Source organism: Haemophilus parainfluenzae (assembly GCF_014931275.1).
Taxonomy (GTDB): Bacteria; Pseudomonadota; Gammaproteobacteria; order Enterobacterales; family Pasteurellaceae; genus Haemophilus_D.
Genome location: NZ_CP063110.1, coordinates 244684 through 260969, shown reverse-complemented (window position 1 = coordinate 260969; position 16286 = coordinate 244684). Strand labels below are relative to the sequence as shown.

Here is a 16286-nt window from a genome sequence, read left to right as displayed (position 1 = left end):
CTATATTTTTACTTTTTTTACTTGTTCTTACTTTGAGGATGTATTATCACGATGCACAATAAATTTTCTAAATTACAACGTACCTTTAAGGACAATCCATCTTTATGTTTTTCTTTACTAATACTATCATTTATTCTATTCTGGTATGGTTGTAAATTTCGTCTTACTTTTATTGGTTCATTATTACTTATTCCTAATGAACGAAATGTGCGAGATGAATTTCTAGATATATTGGATCCTGCTATATTATTATTCTTGTCATCTTTTTTTGTCTTTCAAGATTTTCGAGTAAGTATGAGTAATATTTATGGTAGAAGTAATATAAATATTCCATTGTTAAATAAATTAATTATTTTTTTATTATCTTTTATTTTTTTCCCTATAGTTAAGTATTTTATAGGCTCTGCTATAAATGGAACTGTGATTGATATTGTAGGATATTCTTCTAGTTATTTTCCGTATTTTGAAGGTGTTTTATTTCCTATACCTTTATTAGTTATTTGTGTTTGCATTTGTTGTTGTTTTAATGTTTTAGTTTTATTTTTTTTTTTTTTTTTTCTTATATGTCTAACTTAAATGGTTTATCGGAATTTAATTTTAGGAATTTATCAATATTTATTTTGACAGGTTTTTCGAAGGGTAGTCATGAAAAACATACCTTAAAAGTTAGTTTGTTTGGACGTATTAGGATTTTTGTATTTTTAATGCTTATATTTATTAATATATCTCTATTTTTTCTTTTTAAGAATGGTGTAGAGTTTATCCTTTCTGGTAAGGATGGAGATAAGGAAATTAAGGAACTTTTATTAGTTACTTCATATAATGAGATACCAGCTAGATGTAGATATTTATTAAATGTTTACGGGGGTAAAGAAAAAGCTTTATTATCGTTTATTGATGAAAATTTAGCATCCATTTATATTGTAGATGATGATGTGTTTATTAATGAATCCTGCAAATAGTATTGGAGATATAATGTCAATTTTAGGAAGAATTCATTCTTTTGAATCTTGTGGCACCGTGGATGGCCCGGGGATTCGCTTTATTTTATTTATGCAAGGCTGTTTAATGCGTTGCAAATATTGCCACAACCGTGATACTTGGGATCTTGAAGGTGGTCGCGAAATTAGTGTTGAAGAGCTTATGAAAGAAGTGGTGAGTTATCGCCATTTTATGAATGCGACTGGTGGTGGCGTGACGGCATCTGGTGGTGAGGCTGTTCTCCAAGCAGAATTTGTGCGAGATTGGTTCCGAGCTTGTAAAGCAGAAGGCATTAATACCTGTTTAGACACCAATGGCTTTGTACGTCATTATGATCATATTATTGATGAATTGCTTGATGTAACCGATCTTGTGTTGCTTGATTTGAAAGAGCTGAACGATCAAGTGCACCAAAATCTGATTGGCGTGCCAAACAAACGTACGCTGGAATTTGCAAAATATCTGCAAAAACGTAATCAGCGAACCTGGATTCGTTATGTAGTAGTTCCAGGTTATACCGATAACGATCATGATGTTCATCTGCTCGGACAGTTTATTGAAGGTATGACCAATATTGAAAAAGTCGAACTTCTCCCTTATCATCGATTAGGCGCTCATAAATGGAAAACCCTTGGCTTTGAATATGAGCTCGCAGATGTATTGCCTCCGACAAAAGAGTCGCTTGAGCATATCAAAAATATCTTAGAGGGATACGGACATACCGTAAAATACTAAGTGATCGTGTTAAACGGTAAACAGCAAGCTTCAGTAAGCTTTAAGGAGAGAAAAATGAAAAAATTGGCATTAACGTTTTTAGGTGTAGCCCTTTTAGCAGGCTGTTCAGCTGTTCAACCGCCACTTCCTCAAGAAGAGGTGAAACTAAGCCCACCTTCGAAAGATAGAGTGGGTTATGTTCGATTGGTAAAAGATAAAAATTACTACATTGATGCTGATTCTATTTGGGTGGATAACCAAGATTTAAACCAAGTGCATTTTGATGCGGTAGTGAATTTGGATAAAGGCTTATATGTGTATCCAAACGAAACTAGACGTTATGCACGTTCTGTTCGCCAATATAAAATCTTAAACTGTAAGAACTACCATTTAACCCAAGTTCGTACCGATTTTTATGATGATTTCTGGGGTGAAGGTTTGCGTGCTGCACCGAAAAAACAAGATAAATACACAATCAGCTTAAAACCTAATACAACGCTCTATGCAGCCGCACAAATCATTTGTGTGAACTCAGATAGAAAACCTTCCCTAGAGTTAGAAGGCTCAAAAGCGAAATAATCAATCAAAGTGCGGTTAGAAATAACCGCATTTTTTATCTCTATAAAAAGTCATTATCAGACAATAAAAAACGGCCAATATTCATTAAATATTGACCGCTCTTTTTATCTCACAATGAAAGATTATTTCACACGAGAAACGTATTCGCCTGAACGAGTATCGACTTTAATCACTTCGCCGATTTGAACGAAAAGAGGGACTTTCACCACAGCGCCAGTGCTTAATGTTGCTGGTTTACCACCTGTACCTGCAGTATCACCTTTAAGACCTGGGTCTGTATCGATGATTTCTAATTCTACGAAGTTTGGTGGAGTAACGCTGATTGGCGCACCATTCCATAAAGTCACGATACAATCTGCTTGGTCTAATAACCATTTTTCTGCATCACCTACTGCTTTTGCATCAGCAGAGTATTGTTCGAATGTTTCTGGGTGCATGAAGTACCAGAATGCATCATCTTTGTATGAATAAGTCAGGTTAAGATCCATAACATCAGCAGCTTCAACCGAAGTACCAGATTTGAAGTTTACGTCTAATACTTTGCCTGAAATTAATTTACGAATACGAGTACGAGTAAAAGCTTGGCCTTTACCTGGTTTAACGAATTCGTTTTCAACGATCACACAAGGCTCACCGTCTTGCATAAATTTTAGACCTGGTTTGAAATCACTGGTAGTATATGTAGCCATATTAAAAATATCCTAAAAAATAGAGATTGTTTGAAAGTGCGTATTTTAACCCGAAATATTGCGATTAGAGAAGAACAAAATTGGTTAGAAACCCTAAAAAATGCGATTTCTGATCCGAAAATCTTATTAAAAACCTTAAATTTGCCTGTTGAAGATTTTGCCGAGGATATCGCCGCTCGTAAACTTTTTGCTATGCGAGTGCCTTTACCTTTTGTTGAAAAAATGGAAAAAGGGAATCCTAAAGATCCACTTTTTTTACAAGTGATGACGGCTCAACAAGAATTTATTGAGGCCGAAGGGTTTAGCCTAGATCCTTTAGATGAGCAGCAAAAAAATTCGGTGCCTAATATTCTACATAAATACCAAAATCGCTTGTTATTTATGGTAAAAGGGGGCTGTGCAGTTAACTGCCGCTATTGTTTCCGTCGCCATTTTCCCTATGATCAAAACCCAGGCAATAAAACGAGTTGGCAACAAGCAATAGACTATATTGCCGCACATCCTGAAATCGAAGAAGTGATTTTTTCGGGGGGCGATCCGATGATGGCGAAGGATAGTGAATGGGCGTGGCTATTAGAACGCCTTGAAAAGATACCGCACTTACAGCGTTTGCGTATTCACTCTCGTTTGCCGGTTGTGATTCCAGAACGCATTACGGATGAATTTTGTGATTTATTGCTAAAAAGCCCATTACAAACGGTGTTTGTGACGCATATCAATCACCCAAATGAAATTGATGAAGAACTCGCTTTGGCTATGCAAAAACTGGTAGGCGCTAAAGTCACGTTACTCAATCAATCGGTCCTTTTAAAGGATGTGAATGATAACCCACATACATTAAAAGTCTTGAGCGATAAGCTGTTTCAAGCGGGTATTCTGCCTTATTACTTGCATTTGTTGGATAAAGTGCAAGGTGCGAGCCATTTCTATATTTCAGATGAGAAAGCGTTACAAATTTATAAAGAATTACAGGCGCTCACTTCTGGCTATTTAGTACCCAAATTAGCTCGAGAAATCGGTGGAGAGCCAAATAAGACTTTATACACAGCGTAAGATCCGATAAAATACGATCCAATTTTTCACCGCACTTTTTGTGCGATCTTTAGTTTAGCAAATCGAGGTAATCCCGTGGATAATAAAAATCAACCTAACGACAATTCATCTCAAAATGAATTAGATTTAGGATTTAATCAAACAGACTCTGTGACACCAAGAAAACCGGTTCAACAAAGTGGCTCAATTTTTGATAAAGCCAAAGGTTTATTTGGTAAAAAAGAGCAACCAGATACGCAATTCCATGTTCGTCGCGAACCAACTTTTGGTGCGGCAGCAAGCCAACCTTTTTCACCTTCTCAAGCATTTCAAAGTGAAAATACTGAACAATCAGCGCCATCAAGTGCTTTCGGAGCTCAAGAGCCCGTTGAGAATGTTCAGGTAGAAAACGTAGCGGAAGAAAAAGTGATTTTTGAAAATTCGCCTGCAGAAGAGATTGTTGAAGAAGTGACAACTCAAGCTGAAACAGTTGCACCGGCAGCCGCTGCGGCAGCAAGCTTGAAATCACCTGAAAAATGGAAGGTTCTACAAATGTTACCAGAAAAACATCGTCGTTTATTTATTGCAATTTTGGGTTTAGTGGTATTACTGATCATTTTCTTCACCCTAAAACCAAACTCAGATACGGTGGAGTCTTTTGAACAACAAAATAGTAACGAAATTCCAGTTCAATTCCAATCATTGGATCAGTCTCAACCAGTTGAAACTACAGTATTAGATAACAATAATACTACAGCTCCTGCAACAACAGAACAAACAGCAAATGATGCTAAATCAGATACACCTCCAGCAATGGAATATGTAGGTGATAAAGCAGATGCCGCTAAATCACAAACTGCAGAACCTGCACAACAAACTGTTGCTCAACAACCAGCAAATCAACCTGTGCCAGTTAAACCAACTCTTGATGCAACAAGTAAAGAACCATTGCTAAGAACACTGCAGCCAACGGCAGAAAAACATACTGCAACGGTTGAGCATAAAGCAGAACCTCGTCGTGAACATACACCAGTGGTTCAAGAGAAAAAACAACCTAAACCAGCAACTGAAAAAGCGACAGCTCAGCCGACTCAAACCGTGAAAAAAGAGCAAAGCAAAATTCAAGAAGCGAAACCTGTTGCTACTAAAGACAGTAAGGTTCAAATTGTGGAAGCGAAATCAGCAACCCACAATGCGGTGAAAGCAGCTGAACCAGCAGCACAAACCGCTTCAACCGGTGCAACAAAAACATTAACGGTGCCGCAAGGTGTTTCACTGATGCAAGTATTCCGTGATAATAAACTAAATATTTCAGATGTGAATGCTATGACAAAAGCAAGCGGTGCAGGTAATGCATTAAGCAGTTTCAAACCTGGTGATAAAGTACAGGTTTCAGTGAACGGTCAAGGCCGAGTGAGTGAGCTTCGTTTATCAAATGGCGGTAAGTTCATTCGTCAAGCCGATGGTTCATATCAGTATAAAAAATAATTTTTAGTGGGCGAGTAATCGCCCATTTTTCTAGATAAGATTGTTTATCCTTGCTCATTTTGCAAAGTGAGCAATCATAAACAACCCTTGATGGAAATAGAATTCATGTTAAAAAAATTAAGCGTAATTTTGACCGCACTTTGTCTTTCTGCTTGTTCACAAAATGTTGAATTAAGCAAACCAGCACCACAGAAAATGAAAGTGCAAACCGTTGATAAAAAATCCCAAAAGGGTTCAGCGACGGTTTATTTGTGTAAAGGCAATAAAGAAGTGAGTGTGGTTCATACCAAGCAAAAACAGAAAAGTAAAAAAACACTTAGTCAGGTGACCGTTACTTTTAATGATGTAACCGAAAAATTGACACGAGTGATTTCTGAGCGTGGGAGAAATTATGCGAATATTCGTTGGTATTGGCAGGAGCGTGATGACTTCAGTCAATTACAAACTAGCGTAGGTGAAGTGCTCGCAGAACGCTGTGTTAAACAACCAAGTGAATTAAAATCAGGCAAATAATTCTTTTATGGATCTCCAACGCGGCTTTGTGTTACATCGTCGCCCTTATAGTGAAACCAGCCTTTTGGTGGATTTGTTCACAGAAGAAACAGGGCGTTTGACGGTTATTGCAAAAGGTGCACGTGCGAAACGTTCTGCATGGAAATCTGTCTTACAGCCTTTTACGCCATTACTTCTTCGTTGGTCAGGAAAAGGTGCATTAAAAACGCTCACCAAAGCAGAGCCTGCAGCAATTACGTTGCCTTTGCAACAAACGGCTTTATATAGTGGCTTTTATGTGAATGAATTGATTACGCGTGTGATCGAGCCAGAGACTGCCAATCCACAACTTTTTCAGCATTATCTTCAATGCTTAACAGGCTTAGCAACTCAGCCACAGGTTGAGCCTACATTACGTTTATTTGAATTTCATTTACTTAAAATCTTAGGTTATGGCATTGATTTTCTGCATTGTGCTGGCTCAGGTTTGCCAGTGGATGAATCGATGACTTACCAATACCGTGCTGAAAAGGGTTTTATCGCATCGTTGGTGAAAGATAACTTGACCTTTTATGGTCGAGATTTACTCGCCTTTCACCGTTTGGAATTCACCGATGAGGCAGTCTTGCAAGCGGCAAAACGTTTTACCCGCATCGCGCTTAAACCTTATTTAGGTGATAAGCCGCTGAAAAGCCGAGAATTATTTACGCAAAATGTACTTTATTTAAAATAATCCCTTTCTTTGATACAAATAGATAAAAACACCATCATGGCTTTACTTTACGCTCCACAAAAAAAACAGAAAACCACACAAAGAATCGTCGCTGAAATTCAGGATTTAGATTATCAAGGGCTAGGTGTTGCCAAAATTCAAGGTAAAACCTGGTTCATTGAAAATGCCTTGCCAACGGAAAAAGTGGAAGCGGTAGTGACCGATGAAAAACGTCAATATGGATTAGCGACTGCACAAAAATGGCTACAAGCGAGTAATCAGCGTGTTGAGCCACAATGTCGTTATTATGGGCGTTGTGGTGGCTGCCAAGGCCAGCATATTCCTGTAGAAATGCAACGTAACGCTAAAGAGAAAGCCCTTTTTTCTCGTTTAAGTAAACTGCAAGCAGAGCCCATTCAATTAATGCCCATGATTTGTGGCGAACAATGGGCTTATCGTCGTCGAGTACGATTAAGTTTACTGTGGAATGCTAAAAACAAAACCGTTGAAATGGGATTTCGTCAGAAAAACTCCAATCAGTTAGTCAGCATTAAGCAATGCTTAGTGGCAGAGCAAGCAATCAATGATCTTATCCCCAAATTGACCGCACTTTGGGCGCAATATTCAGCCCCGAAACAATTAGGGCATATTGAATTAGTTTCAGCAGAGAATGGCGTAGCCATGTTGTTACGTTACAGAGGAAATTTAGCCGAAACTGACCGCACTTTGTTGCTCGAGTTTGCACGCATCAATGCCGTGAACTTGTTCCTGCAAGATGATCAAAATATCCAACTTGTGCATGGTGAAATGCCTTATTATACATTAGACGATATTCGTTTATCTTTTGATATCCGCGATTTTATTCAAGTGAATACCCACTTAAATCAGCAAATGGTTGAGACGGCTTTAGATTGGCTTGATTTGAATCAGGACGATCACGTTTTAGATTTGTTCTGTGGCATGGGCAATTTTACGTTGCCTTTAGCCAAACGTGTGAAAAGTGCGGTTGGAATTGAAGGTGTTTTTGATATGGTACAAAAAGCCCAATTGAATGCACAGTTTAACCATATTGAGAATGTTGAATTTTATCAAGCCGATTTAGACCAAGCTTTTTCAGAACAACCTTGGGCCAAACAACATTTCAATAAAATTCTTCTCGATCCGCCTCGTAGCGGTGCCGCTTTTGCACTGAATGCCTTATGTGAGCTAGGTGCGGAAAGCATTCTTTATGTATCTTGCAACCCTGCAACCTTAGTACGAGATGCAGAAATACTTCGCTCTTTCGGTTATCGTATCATCAAAACGGCAATGATTGATATGTTCCCGCATACTAGTCATTTGGAGTCGGTGACATTATTTATCAAATAAAGTGTAAATTCTGATAGAATAGTCAGACTTTTTTGTTGTCTTAAAAAGACAACTCGGTTGACAGGATGTCACCGAGCCATATTCATCAACAAGGGGGTATTATGGTTGCAGTTCGTGGTTCTCACTTATTAAATCCGCAAGATTTTGTGATCGAGCAATGGTGTTCGAGCCTTAAACTTCCTGCCGCCACTGAAAAATCCCTGATTGATGCCTGGTATTACGCTCAAGCTAAAATAGCTGAACACGCCGATAAAATGGAAAATGCAGTGTTCACATTGCAATCCGGTGTGGAAATGGTGGAAATCCTGCATGAAATGAATATGGACAGTGAGAGTTTGCTCACTGCGATGCTATTCCCATTAGTGGCCAATCAACTCGTAGATTGGGAACAAATTCAAGAAGATTTTGGTCCTAAAATCACCAAATTACTCAAAGGCGTGGAAGAGATGGATAACATCCGTCAGCTCAACGCCAGTCATTCTGCCAATGCTTCCCAAGTGGATAATGTGCGCCGTATGCTCCTTGCGATGGTGGACGATTTCCGCTGTGTGATCATCAAACTTGCCGAACGTATTACCTTTCTTCGCGATGCGGAAAATCATTTTTGCGAAGAAGAAAAAGTGTTGGCAGCCAAAGAATGTTCCAATATTTATGCCCCGTTGGCGAACCGTTTAGGTATCGGTCAATTGAAATGGGAGCTTGAAGATTACTGTTTCCGTTATTTGCATCCAGAACAATATCGAAATATCGCCAAATTATTGCATGAGCGTCGTTTAGATCGTGAACAGTATATTACTGATTTTGTGACAGAATTAACCGGTTATTTAAAAGAAAATATTGATCAGGTTGAGGTTTACGGTCGTCCAAAACACATCTATAGCATTTGGCGAAAAATGCAAAAGAAACATCTGGAATTCAGTGGTTTATATGATGTAAGAGCGGTCAGAATTATCGTGCAAAAATTGCAAGATTGTTATACCGCGCTTGGTATCGTACATACCCATTTCAAACACTTACCAAAAGAATTTGATGACTATGTCGCCAATCCAAAACCGAATGGCTATCAATCCATTCATACTGTGGTATTAGGCAAAGGCGGTAAGCCGATTGAAGTACAAATTCGTACCCAGCAAATGCATGATGATGCTGAACTTGGGGTTGCGGCGCACTGGAAATACAAAGAAGGGACGACCGGTAGCCTTTCTGCTTACGAAGAAAAAATCACTTGGTTGCGTAAATTACTTGCATGGCAAGATGATATTACGGATTCTGGCGAAGTGATGGCGGAATTGCGTAGCCAGGTCTTTGATGATCGAGTCTATGTGTTTACGCCAAAAGGTGAAGTGGTTGATTTACCGGCGGGTTCTACACCACTTGATTTTGCTTATGCGATCCACAGCGAAATTGGTCACCGTTGTATTGGGGCGAAAGTCGGGGGACGTATTGTGCCATTCACTTATCACCTGCAAATGGGTGAGCAAGTGGATATCATCACGCAGAAAAATCCGAATCCAAGCCGAGATTGGGTAAATCCTAATTTAGGGTTTACACATACGTCAAAAGCGCGTGCGAAAATTCAAGCGTGGTTCAAAAAACAAGATCGTGATAAAAACGTTCCTGCGGGTAAAGAGCTATTAGATAATGAGCTTGCGCGTTTGAATATCAGTTTAAAACAAGTAGAGCAGGTTGCATTACCTCGTTATAACTTAAAAAATCTCGAAGATTTATACGCTGGAATTGGTAGCGGGGATATTCGTTTAAATCAGTTGGTGAATTTCTTGCAAAGCCGATTGATTAAAGTGACGGCTGAAGAGGCGGATCAAGAAATTCTCCGTCATGTGGCGAGTAAAAGTGCGAATACCGCACAGCAAAAGGCGCAACAAAAAGCAGACCAACAGCAGAAAAAAGGCTATGTGATTGTTGAAGGTGTCGGTAATTTGCTGCATCATATGGCGCGTTGTTGCCAACCTATTCCAGGCGATGCAATCGCGGGCTACATTACTATGGGGCGTGGTATCTCAATTCATCGCTGCGATTGTGAGCAATTTATTGAATTACAAGCTGCACATCCTGAACGCGTGGTGGAAGCCCTTTGGGGGGATAATTACGCGGCAGGTTTCCATATTAATATTCGCATCGTGGCGAGTGATCGTAATGGTTTATTACGCGATATTACGACTGTGCTGGCGAATGAAAAAGTCAGTGTACTAGGTGTTTCAAGCCGTGCGGACACCAAAAAACAAGTGGCAACGATGGATATGGAAATTGAACTGAAAAATGTGGAAAGTTTAAGTAAAATACTGGCCAGATTAGCGAAGTTAGACGACGTTATCGAAGCAAAACGTTTATAGATTACAACATAGGAACTTTTATGTATAAAACCACGGGATTAACCCATTTAATTAACTCCACAAAATATTCCTTGCAAGGTTTAAAGAGTGCATTCAAAAATGAAACTGCATTTCGCCACGAATGTTTTCTTGCGTGCATTCTGATTCCGCTCGCATTTTGGCTCGGCGAGACTAAAATTGAGATCGCACTGATGATTTCATCAGTTTTGCTCGTGATGGCAGTAGAGCTATTAAATAGTGCAGTTGAAGCAGTGGTGGACCGTATCGGTACAGAACGCCACGAGCTTTCAGGGCGAGCTAAAGACCAAGGCTCAGCAGCGGTATTCATTGCGCTTTGCATCGTTGCCGTTGTTTGGGGAAGTATTTTATTTTTCTAAAGTGCGGTCAATTTTAAGTAAAAATTTCGGCTTATGTGTTTTACATAAGCCGTTTTTGTATAATGTACACAAACATTTATATACTTCGGCGGTATTGGATATAAGTAGGTATTTATGACAACAGTTTCGTCCTTCGGTGCATTAGTTGCGCTTATTGTGGCCATTTTTCTCATTTTGAGAAAAGTCTCGCCAGTCTATGGCATGTTGACGGGGGCCTTGATAGGTGGACTGGTTGGAGGCGCTGATTTATCAGAAACGGTGAACTTAATGATCGGTGGAGCCCAGGGTATTACGACAGCCGTTATGCGAATTTTAGCGGCGGGCGTACTAGCAGGTGTGCTCATTGAATCGGGGGCAGCTAGCACGATTGCCGAAACTATTACACATAAACTTGGTGAAGCAAGAGCGTTATTGGCTTTAGCCTTAGCCACATTAATTTTAACCGCTGTTGGCGTGTTTATTGATGTGGCCGTTATTACGGTTTCCCCGATTGCGCTCGCGTTAGCTCGTCGCACCAATTTATCAAAATCAGCCGTTTTATTGGCGATGATTGGTGGGGGTAAAGCAGGAAACTTGATGTCACCTAACCCCAATGCGATTGCGGCAGCAGATACCTTTCATCTGCCTTTAACGTCGGTAATGGTAGCGGGGATTATTCCCGGGATCTTTGGATTAGTCTTAACCTACTTCTTAGCAAAACGTTTAAAAAACAAAGGCTCTTTTGTATCCGAACAAGAGAGCGTTGCCGTTGATACTCAACATTTACCCTCATTTTTGACCGCACTTGTGGCGCCTTTGGTTGCCATCTTCTTACTGGCACTTCGTCCGTTAGCTGATATTAAAGTTGATCCTTTAATCGCCTTACCACTTGGTGGTCTGATTGGCGCATTATGTATGGGCAAGCTTCGCCAAGCCAATAACTATGCGATTAGCGGTTTAGGGAAAATGGCTCCGGTGGCGATTATGCTACTTGGTACGGGAGCTTTAGCCGGTATTATTGCTAATTCTGGTATGAAAGATGTGCTTATTGAAGGCTTAAAACATTCGGGCTTACCTTCTTATATCCTTGCACCAATTTCAGGTGCGCTCATGTCGCTTGCCACAGCATCAACAACTGCAGGTACAGCGGTTGCTTCGAATGTGTTTAGTTCAACGCTATTAGAGTTGGGGGTGAGTAGTCTAGCTGGTGCCGCAATGATTCATGCGGGGGCGACAGTTTTCGATCATATGCCACATGGTTCTTTCTTCCATGCAACTGGCGGTAGCGTGAATATGGACATGAAAGAACGATTAAAATTGATTCCTTATGAAAGTGCGGTGGGTTTGATTATGACCATTGTTTCCACCTTAATTTTTGGTGTATTTAATTAGTTTAAGGAGAGAATATGAAAATTGTCATCGCACCTGATTCATTTAAAGAAAGTTTAACCGCGCTCGAAGTGGCAAATGCAATTGAAACAGGCTTTAAACGAATTTTCCCGAATGCCGAATATGTGAAATTACCGATGGCAGATGGTGGCGAGGGAACCGTGCAATCCTTAGTAGATGCCACTCAAGGTCGCCTGATTGAAACGGAAGTCACTGCACCGTTAGGCAATCAAGTAAAAAGCTTTTTCGGTTTATCGGGTGAGGGTAAAACGGCGATTATCGAAATGGCAGCAGCATCAGGATTGCATCTTGTTCCAATGGATAAACGCAATCCTTGTCAAACCACCAGTTTTGGTACGGGGGAGCTAATTAAGCAAGCCCTTGACCTTGGTGTTCAACATATCATTTTAGGAATTGGTGGGAGTGCCACAAATGATGGTGGCGCGGGTATGCTGCAAGCATTAGGCTTACGTTTATTGGATAAAAATGGTCAATCCATTGGCTTTGGTGGCGCAGAATTATCTAAAATTACTGAAATTCAAATGACTGATTTAGATCCTCGATTGCAACACGTACAAATCGAAGTGGCTTGTGATGTAAATAATCCACTTTGTGGTGAACGAGGCGCTTCTGCAATTTTTGGCCCACAAAAAGGCGCGACGCCTGAGATGGTGAAAGAACTTGATGCTGCATTAGCCCATTTTGCTGAAATCGCTGGGCGAGATTGTGGTAAACAAATTCAAGAACAACCAGGCGCGGGGGCGGCAGGTGGTATGGGCGGTGGTTTATTGCTTTTACCCAATGTGCAGCTCAAAGCAGGCGTGCAGATCGTGTTAGATAATTTGAAACTCGCTGAGCAAGTTAAAGAGGCTGATTTAGTCATTACCGGTGAAGGCCGTATGGATGCACAAAGTATCTTAGGTAAGACCCCAATCGGTGTAGCGCGCACAGCGAAACAATTTAATAAGCCAGTCATCGCGATTGTAGGTTGTTTACGTGAGGATTATGAAGTGGTGTATGAACATGGGATTGATGCAGTGTTCCCAATTATCCGTAATCTGGGTGATTTACCGATAATTCTCAAACAGGGCGAGCAGAATTTAATCTCAACAGCTCAAAATGTGGCGAGATTGTTGTCATTGAAATAAGCTTTTCATACTAAAGTGCGGTCAAAAATAACGATAAATTTGACCGCACTTTGATCTTATCCTCTCGGATGAAATCTTTCGTGAAGGTGTTTCAAGCGTTCTTTAGCTACGTGAGTATAGATTTGCGTGGTGGAGAGATCGCTGTGTCCGAGAAGCATTTGCACAACACGGAGATCCGCACCGTGATTCACCAAATGTGTTGCAAAGGCATGACGGAGAACGTGCGGTGAAAGGGCATCTGTATTGATTCCCGCTAACACAGCATAATATTTTATACGATGCCAAAAGGTTTGGCGAGTCATTTGCTGAGCTCGTTGACTTGGAAAGACCACATCAGAACTTTGTCCATTAAGCAAAATAGGACGACCGTAAAGCACAAATTGTCGCACCCAAAATGCCGCTTCTTCTCCCATTGGTACAATACGTTCCTTGTTGCCTTTACCAATCACCCGCACGACACCTTGTTGCAGGTTCATATTCTCAATAGTGAGCGTGACCAATTCCGTAACACGTAATCCTGTGGCGTAAAGTAATTCCAACATGGCTTTATCGCGTAACTCAAGCGGAATTTCTACATCAGGCGTATTTAATAAATCCGTGACTTGTTGCTCGGTTAAATATTTTGGCAAGCGGCTTGGCAATTTAGGTGAGCTCAGTACAGCACTTGGGTCATCCGTACGATATTTCTCACGATATAAATATTGAAACAATTTTCGCATCGCACTCAACATTCGTGCAGTACTGGTAGCTTTGTAACCTTGCTCTAAACGGCTGCCTAGAAATTGTTGCAGATCTAATGGTTCAAGAGTTTCGAGGGATAAATTTTGTTTATCCAACCAGTCACAAAGTGCGGTCAAATCGAGACGATAAGACTGCACGGTGTTTTCAGACAATCCTTTTTCGATCCAATATTCATTCAAGAACAAATCAACTAGCGTGAGGTTATTCATGTTTACACTCTATGGGGTAAAAAGGCTTTTACACCACGCGGGGTGATAAATAAACCAATGAATGCAAAGGCGGCCATTAAGCTGAAAGCATAAACTGGCGAAATTGGATAAAGCACTCCAGAAAGTGCGGTGAAAATGGCAATGGCTGCACATCCCGCTAAAGCATTGTATAAACCTTGTAATTTCGCAATATGGGTTTGTGGTTGAGTCGTGATATAACGCACAGTCGCGTAATGCCCAGCCACATAAGTGAGGCTGTGAAAACATTGCAATAGAACGATTTCAACAAAGGTGTCAGCATAACCGAAAGCAAGCCAACGTATGATGGCGGCTATGCCTGTGAGATAGAAAAGGGCAGTAATACTCCAATTTTTGAATAATCGGGTGGAGAAGAAAAAAACGACAATTTCTACTAATACGCTGATTCCCCAAAATAAGCCTGCATCGGAAACAGAGTGACCATGACTTGTCCAGAAGATAGTGCTATATGAGTAATAAGCGGCATGCGATCCTTGAATCAGTGCAATAGCAATAAATAAACGAAGTGTCGTTTTATTTTTGAGTAAGCCTAAAAATCCAACGGAATTTTCAACCGCACTTTGTGGCTCATCTTGTGGCATTGGATTGGGATGAAGTAATTGCACAATGCTATAGAAAATAAGTATGCCCGTAATCATCCATGTGATGTATTGCTCACCAACCATCCCCGCTAAATACCCAAACATCATCACGCCGACAACAAATGCAAAGGAGCCAATCAAGCGTACTTTGCCGTAATCTAAATGAATTTGTTGTTGCCACGTACTGGCTAGGCTATCACCAATCGGCATGCCCGCCGCATTCACCATGGAATACAACGCAAGTCCAATAAATAATAACCAGAAATTATGCGACATGAGCCCGATTAACGCCATAGTGACAGCACTGGCAACAGCTAAGTAACGTAAGCCATTCACTAAAAGGGAAACGCGTTTTATCAAGCCAGAAAATAAAATACTGCCGCTAAAACGGAAAATATAACCACAGGCCAGCAATAAACCGATGCTTTCTTCACTATAAGATTGCGTTTTCAACCACGTAGGGAAAAGGGGAAGAAACACACCGTAGGCACAATAGTAACCAAAAAAGCTCAGGGTGAGCCAGGTAAAAGGACGAACTTGCATTAGAATAATTTTTCCATTTCTTGTGAGCGTGCCACGCAGGCTTGCATCGCTTGTTTAATGATGTCGTTAAATTGATGTTGATTAAATACATTTAACGCAGCTGCCGTAGTACCGCCTTTTGAGGTGACATTTTCTCGTAAAGTGGAAAGAGCCGTCTGTGGATTTTCACTCACTAGCTTCGCCGAGCCTAACATAGCTTGTTGTACCAACTCACGAGCTTGCTTTTCATCTAATCCCATTTCCATTAGGCCTTGTTGCATTGCTTCTAAAAATTGGAAGAAGTAAGCAGGGCTACTGCCTGATGCAGCGGTGATCGCATGCATTTGATCTTCATCCGTCACCCAAGTGGTTTTTCCTACAGCTGAAAGTAAATCTTCCGCAAAAGTGCGGTCAGTTTCAGGTGTGTTTTTGTCCGCAAATAAGCCAGCCATGCCTTCACCCACTAATGCGGGCGTATTTGGCATCACGCGAACAATGGATTTTGCTGTTGGAATGAGTTCGGCTAATCGAGCAGTCGAAATACCCGCAGCAATGGAAATGATTAATTTATCAGAAAAATCAACCGCACTTAATGGCTTGCAAACATCAGCGAGGACTTGCGGTTTAACCGCAAATAAGACTACTTGAGATTGTGTGATGGATTGCTCGTTATCCGTAGAAACCGCGACGCCATATTGAGCAAAAAAAGCACGTTTCTCTTCATTCGGATCATTAACGATAATTTTGTCGGCTGGATAACCTTGTTTTAATAGGCCTAACACAATGGCTTGCGCCATATTGCCACCACCGATGAAGGCAATTAATTTTTGTTGCATCATTTTTTCCCGTGAGTTTATGGGCTACAATGTCGCGTATTTTACCCTATTATGAAGGA

At 40.6% G+C, this 16286-nt stretch carries 16 protein-coding genes; 12 read left to right on the top strand and 4 right to left on the bottom strand.

Annotated features, from left to right (window positions below):
* The first annotated feature begins 563 nt into the window (after positions 1-563).
* The 3 genes from INQ00_RS01295 to INQ00_RS01285 are packed head-to-tail and all read left to right on the top strand — an operon-like array spanning position 564 to position 2274.
* Positions 564-962, top strand: coding sequence for a hypothetical protein (locus tag INQ00_RS01295; RefSeq protein WP_197547065.1), 399 nt, complete (start codon positions 564-566; stop codon positions 960-962).
* Between the two features lie 13 nt (positions 963-975).
* Entirely contained in the window at positions 976-1716 is a 741-nt protein-coding gene (gene pflA, locus INQ00_RS01290) for a pyruvate formate lyase 1-activating protein (protein ID WP_197547064.1), read from the top strand.
* Positions 1717-1770: 54 nt separating this feature from the next.
* Positions 1771-2274, top strand: coding sequence for a surface-adhesin E family protein (locus INQ00_RS01285; RefSeq protein WP_197547063.1), 504 nt, complete (start codon positions 1771-1773; stop codon positions 2272-2274).
* Between the two features lie 122 nt (positions 2275-2396).
* Here INQ00_RS01285 and efp read toward each other — a convergent pair whose 3' ends face one another.
* Positions 2397-2963, bottom strand: coding sequence for an elongation factor P (gene efp / locus INQ00_RS01280; RefSeq protein WP_197545942.1), 567 nt, complete (start codon positions 2961-2963; stop codon positions 2397-2399).
* Between the two features lie 36 nt (positions 2964-2999).
* Between efp and epmB the strand changes: the two genes are divergently transcribed.
* The 9 genes from epmB to INQ00_RS01235 all read left to right on the top strand — a co-directional run bounded on the left by epmB (position 3000) and on the right by INQ00_RS01235 (position 13299).
* A complete protein-coding gene (gene epmB, locus INQ00_RS01275) occupies positions 3000-4016 on the top strand; it encodes an EF-P beta-lysylation protein EpmB (RefSeq protein ID WP_197547062.1) in 1017 nt (338 codons plus the stop codon).
* 75 nt (positions 4017-4091) lie between these two features.
* Positions 4092-5483, top strand: a complete 1392-nt coding sequence (gene oapA / locus INQ00_RS01270; RefSeq protein ID WP_197547061.1) for an opacity-associated protein OapA — start codon at positions 4092-4094, stop codon at positions 5481-5483.
* A gap of 105 nt (positions 5484-5588) precedes the next feature.
* Positions 5589-5996 (top strand): MliC family protein, encoded by a 408-nt coding sequence (locus INQ00_RS01265; RefSeq protein ID WP_049364780.1) that lies wholly within the window; start codon positions 5589-5591, stop codon positions 5994-5996.
* A 7-nt stretch (positions 5997-6003) separates the two neighbouring features.
* Complete coding sequence (recO, locus tag INQ00_RS01260) at positions 6004-6708, top strand: DNA repair protein RecO (protein WP_049367288.1); 705 nt, start codon at positions 6004-6006, stop codon at positions 6706-6708.
* A gap of 36 nt (positions 6709-6744) precedes the next feature.
* Complete coding sequence (gene rlmD / locus INQ00_RS01255) at positions 6745-8055, top strand: 23S rRNA (uracil(1939)-C(5))-methyltransferase RlmD (protein ID WP_049367290.1); 1311 nt, start codon at positions 6745-6747, stop codon at positions 8053-8055.
* Between the two features lie 101 nt (positions 8056-8156).
* A complete protein-coding gene (relA, locus tag INQ00_RS01250) occupies positions 8157-10406 on the top strand; it encodes a GTP diphosphokinase (RefSeq protein WP_049367291.1) in 2250 nt (749 codons plus the stop codon).
* A gap of 20 nt (positions 10407-10426) precedes the next feature.
* Positions 10427-10783 carry a diacylglycerol kinase gene (locus INQ00_RS01245; protein ID WP_197547060.1) on the top strand — a complete coding sequence of 119 codons (357 nt, stop codon included), beginning with the start codon at positions 10427-10429 and terminating at the stop codon, positions 10781-10783.
* A 114-nt stretch (positions 10784-10897) separates the two neighbouring features.
* Positions 10898-12154 (top strand): GntP family permease, encoded by a 1257-nt coding sequence (locus INQ00_RS01240; protein WP_197547059.1) that lies wholly within the window; start codon positions 10898-10900, stop codon positions 12152-12154.
* 14 nt (positions 12155-12168) lie between these two features.
* The gene (locus INQ00_RS01235) at positions 12169-13299 is read left to right on the top strand and encodes a glycerate kinase (RefSeq protein WP_197547058.1); all 1131 of its coding nucleotides are present in this window, start codon (positions 12169-12171) and stop codon (positions 13297-13299) included.
* A 56-nt stretch (positions 13300-13355) separates the two neighbouring features.
* On the opposite strand, the gene xerD is transcribed toward INQ00_RS01235, so the two are convergent.
* The 3 genes from xerD to proC are packed head-to-tail and all read right to left on the bottom strand — an operon-like array spanning position 13356 to position 16227.
* Positions 13356-14249 carry a site-specific tyrosine recombinase XerD gene (gene xerD / locus INQ00_RS01230; RefSeq protein WP_197547057.1) on the bottom strand — a complete coding sequence of 298 codons (894 nt, stop codon included), beginning with the start codon at positions 14247-14249 and terminating at the stop codon, positions 13356-13358.
* 2 nt (positions 14250-14251) lie between these two features.
* The gene (locus INQ00_RS01225) at positions 14252-15412 is read right to left on the bottom strand and encodes a 3-phenylpropionate MFS transporter (RefSeq protein ID WP_197547056.1); all 1161 of its coding nucleotides are present in this window, start codon (positions 15410-15412) and stop codon (positions 14252-14254) included.
* The gene (gene proC, locus INQ00_RS01220; RefSeq protein WP_197547485.1) at positions 15412-16227 is read right to left on the bottom strand and encodes a pyrroline-5-carboxylate reductase; all 816 of its coding nucleotides are present in this window, start codon (positions 16225-16227) and stop codon (positions 15412-15414) included. The genes INQ00_RS01225 and proC overlap by 1 nt, the downstream gene beginning before the upstream one ends.
* Between the last annotated feature and the right edge of the window lie 59 nt (positions 16228-16286).